Source organism: Microbacterium hydrocarbonoxydans (assembly GCF_023715885.1).
Taxonomy (GTDB): Bacteria; Actinomycetota; Actinomycetes; order Actinomycetales; family Microbacteriaceae; genus Microbacterium; species Microbacterium hydrocarbonoxydans_C.
In genome coordinates this window covers 668,998-686,586 of sequence record NZ_JAMBOY010000001.1, presented here as the reverse complement: position 1 = coordinate 686,586, position 17,589 = coordinate 668,998, and the positions used below count along the sequence as shown (strand labels likewise).

General features: G+C 70.1%; 11 protein-coding genes. 4 read left to right on the top strand and 7 right to left on the bottom strand.

What is annotated here, in order from left to right; all coding sequences use genetic code 11:
• Positions 1-72: 72 nt before the first annotated feature.
• The gene (locus M3195_RS03265; RefSeq protein ID WP_251585116.1) at positions 73-861 is read left to right on the top strand and encodes a DNA/RNA non-specific endonuclease; all 789 of its coding nucleotides are present in this window, start codon (positions 73-75) and stop codon (positions 859-861) included.
• 198 nt (positions 862-1,059) lie between these two features.
• Here M3195_RS03265 and M3195_RS03260 read toward each other — a convergent pair whose 3' ends face one another.
• The 3 genes from M3195_RS03260 to M3195_RS03250 form a co-directional block, all read right to left on the bottom strand.
• A complete protein-coding gene (locus M3195_RS03260; protein ID WP_251585115.1) occupies positions 1,060-3,411 on the bottom strand; it encodes a glycoside hydrolase family 65 protein in 2,352 nt (783 codons plus the stop codon).
• A complete protein-coding gene (locus tag M3195_RS03255) occupies positions 3,408-4,367 on the bottom strand; it encodes a TIGR03885 family FMN-dependent LLM class oxidoreductase (RefSeq protein ID WP_251585114.1) in 960 nt (319 codons plus the stop codon). Before M3195_RS03255 ends, M3195_RS03260 begins: the two co-directional genes overlap by 4 nt.
• A 120-nt stretch (positions 4,368-4,487) precedes the next feature.
• On the bottom strand, positions 4,488-5,240 hold the full coding sequence (locus tag M3195_RS03250; RefSeq protein ID WP_251585113.1) for an SDR family NAD(P)-dependent oxidoreductase: 753 nt from the start codon (positions 5,238-5,240) through the stop codon (positions 4,488-4,490).
• A 126-nt stretch (positions 5,241-5,366) separates the two neighbouring features.
• On the opposite strand from M3195_RS03250, the gene M3195_RS03245 reads away from it, so the two are divergent.
• On the top strand, positions 5,367-6,425 hold the full coding sequence (locus tag M3195_RS03245) for an AraC family transcriptional regulator (protein WP_251585112.1): 1,059 nt from the start codon (positions 5,367-5,369) through the stop codon (positions 6,423-6,425).
• On the opposite strand, the gene M3195_RS03240 is transcribed toward M3195_RS03245, so the two are convergent.
• The 4 genes from M3195_RS03240 to dnaB all read right to left on the bottom strand — a co-directional run bounded on the left by M3195_RS03240 (position 6,416) and on the right by dnaB (position 13,902).
• Positions 6,416-7,336, bottom strand: coding sequence for a zinc-binding dehydrogenase (locus M3195_RS03240; RefSeq protein WP_251585111.1), 921 nt, complete (start codon positions 7,334-7,336; stop codon positions 6,416-6,418). The genes M3195_RS03245 and M3195_RS03240 overlap by 10 nt on opposite strands.
• Before the next feature lie 161 nt (positions 7,337-7,497).
• Positions 7,498-10,617 (bottom strand): DUF7507 domain-containing protein, encoded by a 3,120-nt coding sequence (locus M3195_RS03235; RefSeq protein ID WP_251585110.1) that lies wholly within the window; start codon positions 10,615-10,617, stop codon positions 7,498-7,500.
• A 263-nt stretch (positions 10,618-10,880) separates the two neighbouring features.
• Positions 10,881-12,425, bottom strand: a complete 1,545-nt coding sequence (locus M3195_RS03230) for a helix-turn-helix domain-containing protein (RefSeq protein WP_251585109.1) — start codon at positions 12,423-12,425, stop codon at positions 10,881-10,883.
• Between the two features lie 103 nt (positions 12,426-12,528).
• On the bottom strand, positions 12,529-13,902 hold the full coding sequence (gene dnaB, locus M3195_RS03225) for a replicative DNA helicase (RefSeq protein WP_096713560.1): 1,374 nt from the start codon (positions 13,900-13,902) through the stop codon (positions 12,529-12,531).
• Between the two features lie 539 nt (positions 13,903-14,441).
• Between dnaB and M3195_RS03220 the strand changes: the two genes are divergently transcribed.
• Both M3195_RS03220 and M3195_RS03215 read left to right on the top strand, forming a co-directional pair.
• Entirely contained in the window at positions 14,442-15,443 is a 1,002-nt protein-coding gene (locus tag M3195_RS03220; protein WP_251585108.1) for a hypothetical protein, read from the top strand.
• 107 nt (positions 15,444-15,550) lie between these two features.
• On the top strand, positions 15,551-17,374 hold the full coding sequence (locus M3195_RS03215; protein ID WP_251585107.1) for a beta strand repeat-containing protein: 1,824 nt from the start codon (positions 15,551-15,553) through the stop codon (positions 17,372-17,374).
• Positions 17,375-17,589 lie beyond the last annotated feature (215 nt).

Here is a 17,589-nt window from a genome sequence, read left to right as displayed (position 1 = left end):
ACGCGGGAGGTGGGTCTCGACGCGTGTCGGTGGGTCTCGACGCGTGTCGGTGGGGCAGGGCACGATGGGGACATGGCCGACGGATACGACCTCGACTTCCTGCCGACCCGACTGCCGCTGCCTCGACCGGCGAGCGCGGTCCGAGAACTGACGTACCCGCGATTCACCGTCCTGCTCGAGCCGGAGCGGCGGCTCGCCGCGGTCACGGGAGTGAACATCGATGGCGCGCAGGTGCAGGACCTGCCGCGCTCGGGCGAGTGGCGCCTCGACCCCCGCGTCGACGCCGATGAGCAGACCGGCCCCGAGGTGTACGCGCGCAACGACCTCGACCGCGGGCATCTCGTTCGACGTCGCGACCCGGGCTGGGGTGGCACCGCCGACGCCCGGGCAGCCATGGAGGCGACCTTCTTCTATCCGAACGCCGCGCCGCAGGCGGCCGGGTTCAACCAGTCGAAGGAACTGTGGCTCGGCCTCGAGGACCACGTGCTCGCGTACGCGGAGACCACTGATCAGCGGATCTCGGTGTTCACCGCTCCCGTGCTGGGTGATGACGGCCCGCAGTACCGCGGCATCCGCATCCCGCTGCAGTTCTGGAAGGTCGCGGCCTGGCAGGGCGCCGATGGACTCGCCGCGGCGGGCTTCGTGCTCGACCAGTCCGAGCTCGTCGACACGGCGGAGGGGATGCTGGCCGTGCCCCCTCTCGGGGCCTTCCGCACGTTCCAGGTGCCGATCACAGAGATCGCGGGCACGGCGGGCATCGACCTCGGTCCGCTGACGGATGCCGATGTGCTCCCGCATCGCACCCCGGTGCGACCCCTCGAGCGCATCCCGCTGCAAACCGCGAATGACATCATGCTCTGACCGCGCCGACTCGTCCGCGATATACCGATCGACAATTCCTCTTGCGTCGGCGCGCGCGTGGTGTCACGCTTGCGAAGCACCCACTCGCGCCGCAACGCGGGCGGGAGCGGCGTCGCTCGATGGCGGCGCCAGGCGGGGCGCCCTTTCCGCCGCCTCCCCCGTGGTGGGGGCGTCCCGCCTGACCGACTGACGGCCGCGTCAGCCGAAGGCCTCGTCCGCCGGCCGGGGTTCGCGGTGCCGCGGCTGTCGTGGCCGCGGGCCGGGATCCGCGAGCGGTGGCGTCGTCGCGATGACATCCTCGTCGCCGACGACGATCTCCTCCTCGAAGTGCCTGACGGTCAACGGCGCACTGCCGCTGTAGCGGTAGGTCGTCTCCGTCGGAGAGATCTCGACGCGCAGCGTCTCGCCGTGGATGCGCACGCCGAAGGCGAGGCGCGTGATCGGGTGCGGCAGACGCGGGGCGAACCGGAACCCATCGGCGGTTTCACGCATCCCGCCGAATCCGGCGACGATCGCCGTCCACACCCCCGCGAGCGCGGCGATGTGAAGACCCTCCTCGGTGTTCCCGTGCACGTCGTCGAGATCGATGGTCGCGATCTCGGCGAGATAGTCGTAGGCGAGGTCGAGATGGCCGACCTCGGCTGCGATGACCGCCTGCGCGGAAGCGGACAGTGAAGAGTCGCGCACGGTCAGCGCCTCGTAGTACGCGAACGCCCGAGCCTTCTGCTCCGGGGTGAAGGCCTCGTGCGCGAAGTGCAGCGCCAGCACCAGATCGGCCTGCTTCAGCACCTGCTTGCGATACAGGTCGAAGTAGGGGAAGTGATCGTGCAGGAGGTACTGGTCGGGACCGGTCGATTCGAAGTCCCACCGCTCGAGGTCGGTGTACCCGGCGGATTGCGGATGAACGCCGCGCACCTCGTCGAAGGGGATGTGCATGGCGGATGCCGCGGCATCCCACTCCTCCGCCTCGGCGGCTCGGATGCCGAGCTCGTGCCTCTTCTGGGGATGGCGGCGCGCCGCCGCCGCCGCCCCCCGGAGGTTCAGCTGCGCCATGAGATTCGTGAAGACATTGTCGTTCGCGACGGCCGAGTACTCGTCGGGTCCCGTCACGCCGTCGATGTGGAAGACGCCCTCCGCGTCAAGGCGCCCCAACGACAGCCACAGCCGAGCCGTTTCAGCCAGGATCTCGAGACCGTAGTCGCGCTCGAACCCGTGGTCGCCGCTCGCGCGCACGTAGTGGAGCACCGCCGCGGCGATGTCGGCGTTGATATGGAAGGCCGCGGTGCTCGCCGGCCAGTAACCCGAGCTCTCCCTGCCGTCGATGGTGCGCCACGCGAACGCGGCGCCGTCGAGGTGGAGCTCCTTCGCCCGATCGCGCGCGTGATGGAGGGTCGAGTGCCGCCAGCGCAGTGCCTGCTGCGCAGCATCCGGAGCCGTCGCGGTCAGCACCGGGAGGACGAAGGCCTCGAAATCCCAGAACGTGTGCCCCTCGTACCCGGAGCCGGTGAGCCCTTTGCCAGGGACCGAGCGGAGCTCCGCGCGCGCCGCAGCCTGGAAGACCTGGAAGAGCGCGAAGCGCACCGCCTGCTGCAGCCGCGGTTCCCCCTCGACCTCCACGTCGGCGCAGCGCCAGTAGTCGTCGAGCACGTCGCGCTGATCGGCGAGCAGTCGGTCCCAGCCGTCCGCTCGTGCTCGTGCCACCGCGACCTCCGCACGGTCCCGCACCGTCGCGGCGGTGAGAGCGGATTCGAAGTCGTGTCCCACGTACTTGACGATCTCCAGACGCTCGCCCGGGTCGAGCCTGACCCGGATCGTGGTGCGCGCCAGGTCGTCCTCCGCTTCGGTCGCGACGCTCGGCTGCGACTCGATGATGTCGTGATCCATCGCGACGCCGACGGTCAACCCGCTTCGCCGCGTACGGTGCACGAGGGTCGCGCGAGTGCCGGCCACATCTGCTTCGACGGCCTCGAGCGGCTCGGTGAGCAGTTCCTGCACCCGCGGATCGTCGTGCTGAATCGGCAGCGGCTCGTTCGCCAGCAACTCGGAGATGAGCGTGATGTCGGTTGCATGATCCACGGCCTCGACGCGATAGCGGATCGCGGCGAGCGCCCGATGACGGAGCGAGACGATCCTGGTCGATTCGACGCGAACCCGACGACCGGCGGGGCTGGTCCAGTCGAAGCTGCGATGCAGGGTTCCCGCGCGCATGTCGAGCCGACGATCGTGCGACGTCAGCGCGCCGGTCTCGGTGTCGAAGGACTCGTCATCGACGAGCAGCCGGATGATCTGACCGTTCTGCACGTTGATGACGCTCTGTCCGACGTCCGGGTAGCCGTAGCCGTCCTCCGCGTACGGCATCGGATGCTCCTCGAAGACGCCGTTGAGGTAGCTGCCCGCGACTCCGCGCGGGTCGCCCTCGTCGAGGTTGCCGCGCCAGCCGAGGTGCCCGTTCGACAGTCCGAAGACGGATTCCTCGTGAGCGAGGCGATCCGGCGTGACACCGGAGATGCTGATCGCCCAGGGGTCGACGTCGAAGCGCGCCGCGGTCACAGCAGGCTCCTCAGCCGGGGCAGCAGTTCCGTCTCGCAGCGCCGGAGGAAGTCGGCCTGATCCCGTCCGACGTGATGCAGGTAGATGCGGTCGTAGCCGTGCGCGACCTCGGCGATCTGCTCGGCGAGGTCGGCCGGATCATGGGAGATGAGCACACCCTGCTCGAGGGCGTCGTCCGAGGGCACGATGGCGGCCTCGAAGTCCTCGGGGTTCTCGACGTCCCACGTGCTCACCCCCTGCGCCATCGTCTGAGACCACTGCTCGCGCGCGGTTGCGAGGGCCGCCTCCCGAGTGGGCTCGAGGCTGAGATGGATCTGCAGGCGAGCGGGGCCGCGTCCGCCGGCGTCGCGGAACCGCCGTAGGACCTCCGCCGTCTGCTCCGCCTGGCAGCCGACGGTGATCATGCCGTCACCCCACTCCGCCACCCATTCGGCGGTCTCGGCGCTGACGGCGGCCCCGACCAGCGATATCGGCTGCTCGGGAAGCGTCCAGATCCTGGCGTCGTGGATGCGGATGAGACCGTCGACGTCGACCCGCTGCCCGTCGAGCAGCGCACGGATCGCGTCGACGCTCTCGCGCAGTCGCCGCTGCCGCACCGGCTTGTCCGGCCACGCATCGCCCGTGACGTGCTCGTTCAGGTTCTCGCCGCTGCCGAACGCGATCCAGAACCTCTCCGGGAACATCTGCGCCAGGGTGCCGATCGCCTGCGCGATGACCACCGGGTGGTACCGCTGCCCTGGCGCGTTCACGAGGCCGAACGGGATGCCGGTCTGCGCCATCGCGGCACCCAGCCAACTCCACGCGAAGCCCGACTGACCCTGCGCGGTCGTCCACGGGGCGAGGTGGTCCGAGCACATCACCTCGTCGAAGCCCACCAGTTCCGCGAGGCGGACGGCCGCGAGCAGTTCCCGCGGCGTGTGCTGCTCGTGCGACGCGTGGTAGCCGATCTCGACCATCTGGGCTCCTCCCCGCGGCGGGATCGTCGATCCGCCGCCGCGTTCGTCCGTGTGGCGACGACGCTATCGGGTCGCGATCACTCGGCGCAGCGGGTTGCTTCGGCGCTGCCCGACCGGGTATCAGACCTGATTCGCCCCGCCGTCAACGTAGAGATTCGCGCCGACGACGTAACTGCTCTCCGTCGAGGCGAGGAAGGCGACGACCGCCGCTGCCTCCTCGGGGCTGCCCATCCGGCCCTTGGTCACGGTGGCGGCGACCTGCTCCTTCATCGCGCGGGCGGCCTGCTCGTCGCCGAACGCCGCCATGCCGCCCGGCGTCTCGATCCACGCGGGCGACACGACATTCACACGGATGCCGCGCGGTGCGAGCTCGGTCGACCAGGTGCGCGCGAGGGAACGCACGGCCGCCTTCGACGCGGCATAGGCGCCGAACGCCTCGACACCTCTGTCGGCGGCCGTCGAGCCGACGAGGATGACCGAGGCGTCGTCGGCGAGCAACGGCAGGGCCTTCTGCACCGTGAACACCATGCCTCGCACATTGACCCCGAAGATGTCGTCGAGATGTTCCTCGGTCGTCTCCTCCAGTGACACGAAGGATGCGACCGCCGCGTTCGCGACGAGTACGTCGATGCTTCTGCCCTGCGCACGCACCGCTTCATACAGCCTCTCTAGGGCGGACGGTCGAGAGACGTCGCCGACGACACCGGTGGCGCGGTCGCCGCCGATCGCCTCGACCGCGCGCTTCACCTCCGCGTCGCGTCTGCCGATGATGAAGACGTGCGCGCCCTCCTCGGCGAGCCGTTTGGCCGAGGCCAGTCCGATGCCGCTGCTGCCTCCGGTGATCACTGCCGTCCGTGCCTCGAAGCGTCCCATGCGCTGTCTCCGTTCCGTTCGTTCGGTCGACCCTCTGTCGACGTCGATCAGTCCATCCTCGACACCTGGCGAATATGATCGGTCAACGAAAGTCCGCAATAGTTTGTCCATCGTCCAGGAGGTGACGTGCTGGGGTACGGCGATCCGGTGGCCGATGCGATCGGCCTCCTTCGCCCGCGCACGGTCGTGGGCCCGAGCATCCGCGCGACCGGTGAGTGGGCGCTGCGGTTCGACAGCTTCCCCCACGTGCGCATCGGCGGCCTCGTCCGCGGATCGTGCTGGCTGACCCTCGACGGGCAGGAACCGGTCCTCCTGCGCGAGGGCGACACGTTCCTGATGGGGAACCCACCCGCCTACGAGCTGGCGAGCTCACCGGGAGCCGACGGGCACGCAGCCCAGGCCGCGTGGGACGCGGGCGCCGACGACGGCGTCGTGACGGTCGGGCCGCAGTCGCATGATGACCTGTACCTGTGCGCCGGACACATCGCCTTCGACGACGAGAACGCCGGGATCCTCACGGACCTCCTTCCCCCTCTCGTGATCGTCCGGGCGACGGATCCGCAGGGTATGCGGCTCGGTCAGCTGATCGATCTGCTCGCGACGGAGGTCGGCATCGCGGCAGCCGGTGGACCACTGGTCGAGAACCACTTGGCGCAGATCCTCCTCGTGCACATGCTGCGCGCGCACGCCGCGCAGTCCGCGCGGCCGACCGGATGGCTCAGCGCCCTGAACAGCGACGGGATCGGCGCCGCCATCCGAGCGGTGCACGCCGATGTCGCGCACCCCTGGTCGCTCCGAGAGCTGGCGCACATCAGCCACATGTCGCGCTCCGCGTTCGCGGCGTCGTTCAAGGAGCACGTGGGGGTACCCCCACTGGAGTACGTGACGCAGTGGCGCATGAGCCTCGCGCGCGACGTCCTCGCTCGCGACAGCGTGTCGATCTCCGAGCTGGCATGGTCGAGCGGGTACCTCTCGGAGAGCGCGTTCAGCACGGCGTTCCGGCGGGTGGTCGGATCGTCTCCGGCGCAGTTCCGCAAGGCCGCGCGACGATCACGGAGGGCGGACGAAACAGCGGACACGGCTGTCGGCGATGACACGGGAGTGCAGCTGACCGACGCCCACGACGATGTGGATCGCGACGAGGCCGGGTTCGAAGAGGTGTCAGCGGCTGGTCGTCACGCCTGATCGACGCGGAAGACGACCCGGCCTCGCGACCGCGGTCCGCCTGCAGACACCCAGTCGCCGAGCTCGGTCCATGACCTGACGTCGAGCGGACCGACGTCGAGGTCACGGTCTGCCGCGAGATATGTCATATCCGGCACCAGGTCCGGTTCGGCACCCAGAAAGAAGCTGGTGATCGAGCGGTTCGCCGTACTCGGATCGGCGACGAACGCGCCGTACGGAAACACCTCGTCCGCTCCCGCAGCGTGCCCCAGCGCGATCACCGTGCCGCCTGCGTCCAGCAGCGCATAGGCCGCCACCAGCTGCTCGCCGCCGATCGTGTCGAGGGCGCCGTGGACGCGACCCCGCACGGACTCCACGGTTCGATGCGTCTCGCTCGCTCCGAGGCGACGCAGGTCACGGTGTTGATCGGCATCCCTCGCCACGGCGACGACGTGCGCGCCCGAGCGGGCGGCGATCTGCACGGCGACACGTCCGACCGCGCCGGTCGCGCCGACGATCAGAACCCGTCGCCCGAGAACCGACCCGAGCCTGCGCACCCCGCGCAGGGCGCTGGTCGCTGGCACCGGAAGAGTCGCGAGATGCTCCGCTGAAATCGCGGTCGACGCACGGGCGGTCATCGCATGCGGCACGGCCCGGTGCTCGGCCCACCCGGCCGAGGCCAGGCTCAGGAAGACGACGCGCTCACCCACGCGGGGCCCGTTGCCGTCCGCCGCGGGCTCGACCACGACCCCGCTGCCGTCCCAGCCCGGGATCGCCCCGTCGGGCAAGCCGGGAAGCGCTGCAAGGTCGCCGGGATTCGGCGCGAAGGCGTCGACGCGCACGACGAGCTCATCTGATCCGGGGACGGGGTGCGGAACCTCCGCGAGGGTCAATCCACCAGGAGCACCCGAGTCCTTCATCCATGCGCGCATGAATCGTTCCTTCCCGTCCTGTGTACCCGAAACGGGAGCCGGCACGACGGCATTCCCCCGACCGAGTCCGGCGCTTTCATCGCACCCACTGGGCAGCACCGTGTCCCGGACACGACTGTGCGGTGCACGCGTCACCGCGTGCACCGCACAGTGTCAGGGCATCAGCCGATCAGCTGGTCGGCATCCTCCGTCGTGCGCTTCCGGCGGATCAGGAGCAGAGCCCCGCCGCTGGCGAGCAGCATCAGTGCGGCGACCACGACCCACGCCGCGACCTCGCCACCGGTCACGGCGAGCGGGGTGCCGGGGGTCTCCACCGACACGATGGACGGGTCGGAGGTGAAGGGGTCACCACCGGGGGTGGTGCCCCCGGCCGTGGCCATGTTGCGGATGGATCCGGCGTCCAGATCCGCCTGCGTGACCGCGTACGTCGCGATGCAGGTGACCTGCGCACCCGGCGCGAGCGATGCCGCCCCCGCGGGGCAGGTGACCGCCGACAGCGTGCCGGTACCGGTGAACCCGGTCTCGTTCACGACGATGTCGGTGAGCGTCAGGTTGCCCGTGTTGGTGACGACGAACGAGTAGGTGATCGCCTGCCCGACGGTCGTCGCACGGTCGATGCTCGCGGTCTTCACCACGTTCAGCCCGGGAGCCGGGGCGCTGGGCACCGACACCTCGGACTCCGGCGACACCGGGTCGGGGCCGGTGGGCGGCGTCCCGGTCGCGGTCGCGGTGTTCGTCACGGTGCCCGCATCGACGTCGGCCTGCACGACCGTGTAGGTCGCGGTGCAGGTGACCTGAGCGCCGGGAGCGAGAGACGCGGCCCCGGCCGGGCAGGTGATCGCCGACAGGTCGCCCGCACCGGAGAAGTCACCTTCGACGACCTCCACGTCGGCGAGCGTGACGTTGCCGGTGTTGGTCACGAGGAACGAGTAGGTGATCACCTGACCCACGGCGATATCATCCTGCGCGGCTTCGTCGGCGGACTTCACGACCGTGATCGCGGGTGCCGGCGGGATGCCGACCGTGACCTCGTCCGGAGGCGACACCGGCGGCGGGGTCAGCGTGTTCGGCGGGGTGCCGGTGCTGGTCGCCGCGTTCGTGACCGATCCGGCGTCGACGTCGGCCTGCGTGACGATGTACGTCGCGGAGCAGGTGACGGATGCGCCGGGGGCGAGGGATGCTGCGCCCGCAGGGCAGGCGATCGCCGAGAGGTCACCGGTGCCGGAGAAGTCCGTCTCGGTGACGGTCACGTTCGTGAGGGTCACGTTGCCGGTGTTCGTCACGAGGAACGAGTACGTGATCGTCTGACCTGCGGCGGTGATCGCGGTGGGCGTCGCCGTCTTGTCGATGGTCAGCGCCGGCGCCGGGGGCACCTCGACGATGACCTCGTTCGAGGGGACGACGGGCGGCGGGGTCAGCGGGCTCGGCGGCGTGCCGGTCACCGACGCGATGTTCGAGATCTCGCCGGCGTCCACGTCGGCCTGGGTAGCGACGTAGGTCGCCGTGCAGGTTACGGTGGCGTTCGGCGCGAGCGACGCGGCACCCGCGGGGCAGGTGATCGCCGACAGCTGGCCGGTGCCCGAGAAGTCGGTGTCGGTCACGGTGACGTCGTTGAGCGTGACGTTGCCCGTGTTGGTGACGAGGAACGAGTACGTGATCGTCTCGCCGGCCTCGTCGATCGTCTCGACGTCCGAGCTCTTCACGATCGTGAGGGCGGGAGCCGGGTCGACCGACGGGATGGTGACCTCTGACGGCGGCGACACCGGCGGCGGCCCCTGCGGCGGTGTGCCGGTGGCGGTCGCGGAGTTCGTGATCGATCCCGCGTCGACGTCGTCCTGCGTGACCGTGTACGTCGCGGTGCAGGTGACGGATGCGGCCGGTGCGAGGTTCGCCGCGCCCGCCGGGCAGACGACCGGCGAGAGTGTGCCGGTCCCGGTGAACCCGGTGTCGGTGACCTCGACGTCGGCGAGTGCGACGTTGCCGGTGTTGGTGACGACGAAGGAGTAGGTGACGGCCTGGCCGACCGTGAACTGCTCCTCGGAGGTCGGCGTCGCCGACTTCACGACGCGGATGGCCGGGGCCTGCTCGTCGAACACGACCGTGGTGTCGGCGGGCGGGTTCAGCCCCGTGCTGGTGATGTTGTCGGGACCGTTGGTGAACGAGCCGGCCACGGGCGAGGTGACGTTCACGGTGATGGTGCACGAGGCGAGGCCGGCGGTGAGGTTGCCGGATGCCGTGATCGTGGTGCCGCCGGCGGGGGCGTTTACCACGCCGGCGGGGCACGTGGTTGCGGCTGCGCCGTCGGCGATGGTCAGGCCCGCCGGCAGGGCGTCGGTGAGCGACCAGCCGTTCTTCGCGGCGAGGTCGGCGGTGTTCGTCACGGTGAGCGTGAGCGTCGAGACCTCGCCGGCGACGACGGATGCCGGGCTGAAGACCTTGTCGAGCTGAGGCGTCACGTCGAGGATGCGGATGTTGTCGAAGGCCGCGTCGTTGCCGACACCTGAGCCGTTCGCGTTGGTCATACGGATGCCGAGGCTCGACCCCGAGAAGAGCACCGAGCCGTTCGACGTGTACGTCCCGACGTTGACGGGCTTGGCCTCGACCGGTCCGACGGCGGGGGCGTCGACCGTGGTCGAGGAGGCGCATGCGTTCAGCACGCCGCCGACGTTCGTCGCCGTGCCGCCCTCATTGAGGAAGGCGAACTGGTACTGCGGTGCCGACACCTGGCAGTTGACCGCGGCGGTGTCGACGCTGAAGGTCAGGAACCGGCCGGACGCCTGGGCGAGCGGGATGTTGTTCACCGTCTGGAACTCGACTGCGTTCGCGCCGGGGTTGCCCTCGGTGTACGCGGCGACGACGTCGTTCGTGTTGGGATTCGCTGCACCGCTGTGCACGCCGAGTCCGTACGCGAGCTGGCGCAGGTTGGCCGAGCTGCCCGGGTTGGCGCAGTTGCCCTGCGACGTGTACGGGATGTTGAAGTTGACGATCGCGCCGTTGCAGTTCGTCAGCCAGGCGGTGTCGGCCGTGTAGGTCTGGCCACCGGCGCCGACGTACGAGGTGAGCACGACGGGCGCGGTGCCAGGGCCGTTCTCGAAGTTCTCCTCGAACACGACGCTGTTCGGCTGCGGCTGTCCCGGCGTGCCGGGTGCCGCCTGCGCGGCGGTGGCCACGCCGACGAGCGAGGCGCTCGCCAGAGCCAGAAGCCCGAGAGCGGCGGCGACCCTGCGCCCCGTCTCCCGTGCCGACGATGGGCGCGAGCGCCCCCGATGATTCCTACGCATGACTCCCTCCCCGCCTGCCCGAGGGGCAGACCCTGTGTGCGGGCGGCGCTGTCGTTCGGGCGCGCCGCTCGCACCGATGAGCGCGGCTCCACAACGCCGCGATGACTGCGGATCGGTTCGCGGGTGCAACTGCGCGACCGAGTCCAGAGGGAGTCTTCCAGCGGGGCGGGCATTGAGCTGAGGCACAGGAAACGAATTCACCCATCGCACCGATATATCACCCCTGGATCCGGCAGGGTGCCGCACCGCCGGCGTCGAGAGCGTCAGCGCCCGAGTTGGAACAGCTGCTGAAGCTGGGTCCTGTTGGAGACCCCGAGCTTGCGATACGCCGTGCGCAGGTGGGTCTTCACGGTATTGACGCTGACGTGGTGGTCGGCAGCGATCTCCACGTTCGACCGGCCGGCGACCGCGGCGCGCACGACCGCGTTCTCGCGCTTCGTCAGGGCGTCGGTGCCGGCGATCGCGGCGTTCTCGACCACGGCCCGCAGCCGGTCGGCGATGTCGCGGTCGCCCCGCTCTTCCACGAGCTCTGCGAGCCGCTGCCGGGTCTTCGCCGACCCGAGGGCGAGGGCCGCGTGACAGCGATTCCAGCTCGCCAGCGCCGCCGCTCGTCGCAGCAGTTCGTCGCGCTGGTCGACGACGTCGGTGTCCGCGGCGATCAGCAGCGAGGGGACGAGCACGCGCGGGTGCGCACTCGAGGCCTGCAGCAGGGGTGCGACGACCGCGCGCGCCTCCGCTCCCCGGTCGAGGGCGGCCAGCCGGAAGGCGTGCAGTGTCGCGCCGGTCTGCCGCACGACGCTCGACGCGGTGTCCACCGGTAGATCCCCGAGCGCCCGAGACGCTCGCTGCGGCTGATGGAGGATCTGCAGGAGCAGGTACCGCACGATGCTCGAGTACTCGGCGTTGAGCGGGACGTTCGCATACTCCGGGGCGAGTCCGCCGACGAACGCGTCGAACTCCGAGAGCAGCGCCTGCGCGTCGCCGGGGTCGTCGGGCGTGAGGAAGGCGCGGAGCGCGAAGTACGGCCCCCAGTAGTCAGGGGCGAGGCGGATGTCGATGCCGGAGAGCACGACGCGGGCCGCGTCGGGCTCCAGACGCTCGGTGTGGAAGATGGCTTCCGCCAGTCGCGCGGGAGTGACGGCGTCATCTGCCCACCAGACGCCCTCGGGGATCTCCGGCATCCTGCCGAGCCACTCCGCGGCATCCCGACCGCGACCATGCAGGGCGTGGATCAGCGAGGCAGCGCCGACCGAGCGGGAGTCCACCATGCGATTCCCGACCGACACCGACCAGTCATGGCTCTGCGCGAACTGTTCGAGAGCGTCGTCGAAGCGGCTCACGAGCAGGAAAGCGACGCCCCAGTGGTAGTGGAACTCGGGGAGAGCGTTGGCGAACGTCGGGATGACCTCGATCGGGATGCTGCGCAGCATCGACAGCGCTGATTCGGTGGCTCTGACGGCATCGCGATGACGGCCCGCTCCCCGGGCCGCGGCGATGCGCCCGGTCAGCGCGGCGAGACGGTCGAGCGGCGCTGCGCCGGGGTCGTCGGAGATGATGTCGGTGTAGGCCCGTCCCTCTGGCCGACCGTCGAGGGTACGCCGCAGGTACTCCTCGGCGAGGCGGAGCCGCGAGTTCCGCGCCATCACGTCCGGTGGCAGTGTGCGGATGACATCGATCACCGACTGCGGAGCGTCTTGCACGAGTGCGCTCCACTCGTCCCGCAGCAGCGCGAGGACGCCGTCCCAGTCCTCTGCCTGCTGCGCCTTCGCCAGCGAACGCATGACGGCGCCGTCGACCGATCCACTCATGAGTCTGTCCTCCCCAACAGAGTCGTGATCTCACGAGTTTTGCAGAATCGCGGAGGCGTTGCGCACCCGTAGGCGCGTGCGCCGGCCCCGGGATCCGCGGGAGTCAGTTGAAGTCGCCGCCCGGGGCCATGTCGGCGAAGCGCGAGTAGTGACCCTGGAACGCGACGGTGATCGTCGCGGTCGGACCGTTGCGGTGCTTGGCGACGATCAGGTCTGCCTCTCCCGGACGCACGTCCTTGTCGTAGACCGAATCGCGGTGCAGCAGGATGACCATGTCGGCGTCCTGCTCGATCGAGCCGGACTCACGCAGGTCGCTGATCGCGGGCTTCTTGTCCTGCCGCTGCTCGGGGCCGCGGTTCAGCTGCGAGAGCGCGATCACGGGGACCTGCAGCTCCTTGGCGATGAGCTTCAGGCTTCGCGAGAACTCCGAGACCTCCTGCTGACGCGACTCGACGCGCTTGCCCGACGTCATGAGCTGCAGGTAGTCGATGATGACCATCTTCAGACCGGCGCGCTGCTTGAGACGACGGCACTTGGCCCGGATCTCGACGAGCGTCATGTTCGGGCTGTCGTCGATGTAGAGCGGGGCGTCGTTGATGCGGCCGCGGGTCGAGGCGACGGTCGTCCAGTCACGGGGGTCGAGCGTTCCCTTGCGCATGTTCTGCAGCGGGATCGCCCCCTCGGCGCTGAGCAGACGCATGGCGATCTCACTCTTGCCCATCTCGAGCGAGAAGAAGATAGACGGGTAGTCATGCCCGATGGATGCTGCGCGCGCGAAGTCGAGCGCGAGGGTCGACTTACCCATGGCCGGTCGGGCGGCGACGACGATCATCTGTCCGCCGTGCAGGCCGTTGGTCAGCTCGTCGAGCTCGCGGAACCCGGTCGGGATGCCGGTCATCGAGCCGTCGCGACCATTGGCCGCCTCGATCTCTTCGACGGCTGCGTCGACGGCGACCGTGAGCGGCACGTAGTCCTCGGCCGTCTCCGACCCGGTGACGGAGTAGATCTCCGCCTGGGCGTTGTTCACGATGTCGGTCGCATCGCCCTGGCCGTCATATCCGAGCTGCACGATGCGTGTGCCGGCGTCGACGAGACGACGCAGGATCGCGCGCTCCGAGACGATGCCCGCGTAGTACCCGGCGTTCGCTGCGGTGGGGACGATCGAGGTCAGCGTGTGCAGGTAGTCGGCGCCGCCGGCGCGGCTCAGCTCACCGGTCTTGATGAGCTCGTCGGTGACGGCCACGACGTCGGTGGGCTCGCCGTGCGAGTAGAGGGACAGGATCGCCTCGTAGATGAGCTCGTGCTTCGGGATGTAGAAGTCGGCGCCCTTGAGCGTCTCGATCACGTCGGCGACAGCATCCTTCGACAACAGCATTCCGCCGAGCGCGCTCTGCTCGGCGAGCAGGTCGTGCGGCGGGGTGCGCTCAGGCTTGCGCTGGCCCCCGAGGCGCTCCTCGGAGATGTCGGCGATCGACACACTGCTCCCTTCGCTGCGACTGTCCCCCGGCGCGCACCACGACTCGCGTCGCGCTCTGATTCCGATCGGAAGACGGTCTGCGAAGCACACCACGGGCTTCCGACATCGGGTCGCTGGACCACGCTACGAGCGGGTGTTTTCGGTCGCAACACGGCCTGTGGATAACCATGTGGAGAGCGTGCGGAGAAGTCCGGAGTGTCTGTGCAGAACGGGTGTGGATAACCCGGTGGAGTACCGGAACTTTGCGATCGCTTTTTGCTTTCGACCAGGCAATTAGTCATTCCTCACCCTGTGGATGAGAAAGTGCTTCAAGTGAACGTTGAAGGTTCTCGGAATCCGTGGAGGGATGTGTAGAACCTGGGGAAAGTCAAGCGCAGATTTCACCGGGCGCGTCGTCGGTCACGGCGTTGCCATTCCTGCGCGAACTGTCATCGATGCGCTAGCAGATCGGTCTAGACAGGGCAATATTCTGCGAGTATCGTCTCCTCCACATTGAAGTGGGATTCAGTAACGATCGTCTTTCGGGGAGGGAAGCCGACGTGAACGCTCAAGCAACCCGACGCGGCGTACCCGCCGCCGTCCTCTGGGGTGGCGTGGGCGCTGTCGCGTGGGCCGCGATCACGATCCTCACGGGTGGCTCCTCCGCGCACGCCGACGAGCACTCCGATGCTCCCCTTCTCGACGGCGTCTCCTCGCTCGTGAGTCAGACCGTCTCCACCGTCGGCAGCACCGTGACCGCGGTCACGCAGCCCGTGGTCACCGAGGTCGTGGCTCCCGTCGTCACCGAGGTGGTGGCTCCGGTCGTCGAGCACGTGGCCGCACCTGTGCAGCAGGCAGCCCCCGCCGTCGTCGAGACGGTGACCGAGACCGTCGCGGCGGTTCCCGTCGTCGGACCGGCGACCGCACCCGTCGTCGAGACCGTCACCGACACCGCGCAGGCCGCCGTGGCTCCGGTCACCGACCTGCTGCAGGATGCTCCGGTCTCGCAGATCGTCCGCCCGGTGCAGAACGCCGTCTCGGCCCTGCCGATCGTCGGCAGGCTCGTCGACGGCCTGGGCGTGAACACCCTGCTCACCGACGTCGTCGGAGTCGTCGACGAGACCACCGCCGTCGTCGGCGGGGTCGTCGAGAACACTCTGCCCCCGGTGCTCGTCGCCCTCGACCCGACCTCGGGAATCGCCGCGGATCGCCCGGTTTCCCCGGCATCCGCCGTGTCGGGCTCGCAGACGCGGGGTACCCGTCTGCCAGCAGCCCCGGCAGCCGCGAATCTCGCGATCGCCGAAGCCGAGCCGGTGACCGCCCCCGCTTCCCCGGGCACAAGTGTGCCCTCTCCCGACGAGGAGAAGGCTCCGTCTCCCTCGCACGGGGGTTCGCCCGCCATTCCCGCGTCCGCCGGTTCCAACGGCGCCTCCGGTCTCTCCCACGCGCGTCTCAGCGACGTGGGCCCCTTCGCGCTCCGTGCCGTGGAGCGCACCCCCGGCGCACCCGACGACGTCCTGCCGACGTCGCTGGTCGCCGACACCGACGTCTCCCCCGACTGACGGGTCGTCCGGTCGCTCCTCGTGAGCGACAGATGCCGTGCTGCGCGCGCACTCACTTCGCGCGCACCCACATCAGACGACTCGATTCCAGTCAGGAGAAGGACATCATGCGCACCATCCTCAAGCGGGCCCTGTGGGGCACGCTCATCGCCGGCGGGGTCACCCTGTTCGGCGCGACGGCCGCCAACGCGGCCGACACCTCGGGAGCAGACGGACTGCTCTCGGGAACGCAGGCGGACGCCCCCATCTCGGTGCCCGTCACGATCGTCGACAACGCGATCTCGCTGCTCGGAGATTCCTCCGCTCAGGCGGCTCCGGCGCCCGCCCCGGCACCGGCCCCGGCACCGGCTCCCGCTCCCGCCCCGGCTCCCGCACCTGCGCCCGCCCCGGCGACGAGCGGCGACGACGGTGTCGCGTCTGGCACCCAGGCGGTCGTCGCCGTCACCGTCCCCGTGACGGTGAGCGGCAACGGCATCAGCCTCCTGGGCGACTCGTCGAGCGCACCGGCAGCACCCGCACCCGCACCGGCAGCCCCCGCCGCCACCCCGTCGGTCACCACGAACGGCGCCGACGGCGTGCTCTCGGGTTCGCAGGCGCTGCTCGACGTCGACGTGCCGATCACCGTCACCGGCAACTCGCTCTCGCTCCTCGGCGACAGCGCTTCGACCGGACAGGACGCCGCGGCACCGGCATCCGGATCCGGCATGTCGGACGCCGCAGCGCCGAGCACCTCGGGTGACGACGGCGTCGCGAGCGGCACGCAGGTGACCGCGCCGATCACCGCGCCGGTGAACGTCAGCGGCAACGCCATCTCCCTCCTGGGCGACAGCTCGAGCGAGGGCGGCACGGCTCCGGCTGCGCCGGCAGGCTCCTCCGCACCCGCCACGGGTCCGACCACGACCGGAGACGACGGCATCCTGGGCGGCAGCCAGGTGACCGCGCCGATCACCGCCCCGGTGAACGTCAGCGGCAACGCCATCTCCCTCCTCGGTGACAGCGATGTCGCGGGCGGCACCTCCGCTGCGGCTCCCACCGGCTCGGGAGCTCCATCGACCGAGGCCTCGACCTCCGGCGACGACAGCGTGCTGGGCGGCACTCAGGTCACCGCTCCCGTCACCGCTCCCGTGACCGCCACCGGCAACGCGATCTCCCTGCTGGGCGACAGCGCGACCGACGGCGGCTCCACGCCGGCCGGTCCGGCGGGTTCGACGGCTCCGTCGACGGGCGCGACCACGAACGGCGACGAGGGTGTCGCGAGCGGCACGCAGGTGACCGCTCCCGTCACCGCTCCCGTGACCGCCACCGGCAACGCGATCTCCGTCCTCGGAGACAGCGACGTCACGGGCGGAACCGCTCCGGCCACTCCGGCCAACGGCGGCACCTCGACCGGAGGCGCCACCTCCGGTGACGACGGCATCCTCGGCGGTACCCAGGTCACCGCTCCCGTCACCGCTCCGGTGACGGGCACCGGCAACGCGATCTCCGTCCTCGGAGACAGCGAGGTCACCGGCGGTTCGACCACCGGAGCCCCGACGACGGGTGGCCCGACCACGGGTGGCGTGACCACCGGTGACGACGGCATCCTCGGCGGGACGCAGATCACCGCGCCCATCACCCTCCCGATCACCCTCGGCGGCAACGCCGTCTCGGTCGGAGGCGACAGCACGGTGACCGGCCCCGGCACCGACCCGGGCACCGACCCCGGCACCGACCCGGGCACAGACCCGGGAACGGACCCCGGCACCACGCCCGGCACGACCCCGACCACGACGGCGACTGCGATGTCGTCGGGCGGAGCCGTGACCGCAGCCGGTTCGTCGCAGGGACTCGCCCAGACGGGTGACGCCTCCTCCACGGGTCTCGCCGCCCTCGCCGCAGTGCTGCTGCTCCTCGGAGCAGGGATGCTGCTGCGTCGCCGCCTGACCGCGTGACCCAGGTCCCGGTGGTGCTGCGTCCTCGGGGGAGGAGGCGCCGCACCGCCGGTGCGCGGGTCCCGGACTGTCGGGAGGGGGACCCCTCCCCCGCCCGCCGGTGGAACGCGACGCCGCGCAGCACGCGGATGCCCCGTGTCCCCAGCACGGGGCATCCGCCATGCCCTCGGCATCCCCTCTCCCCCGCCCCCACTTGCGCCGAAACCCACCACCCG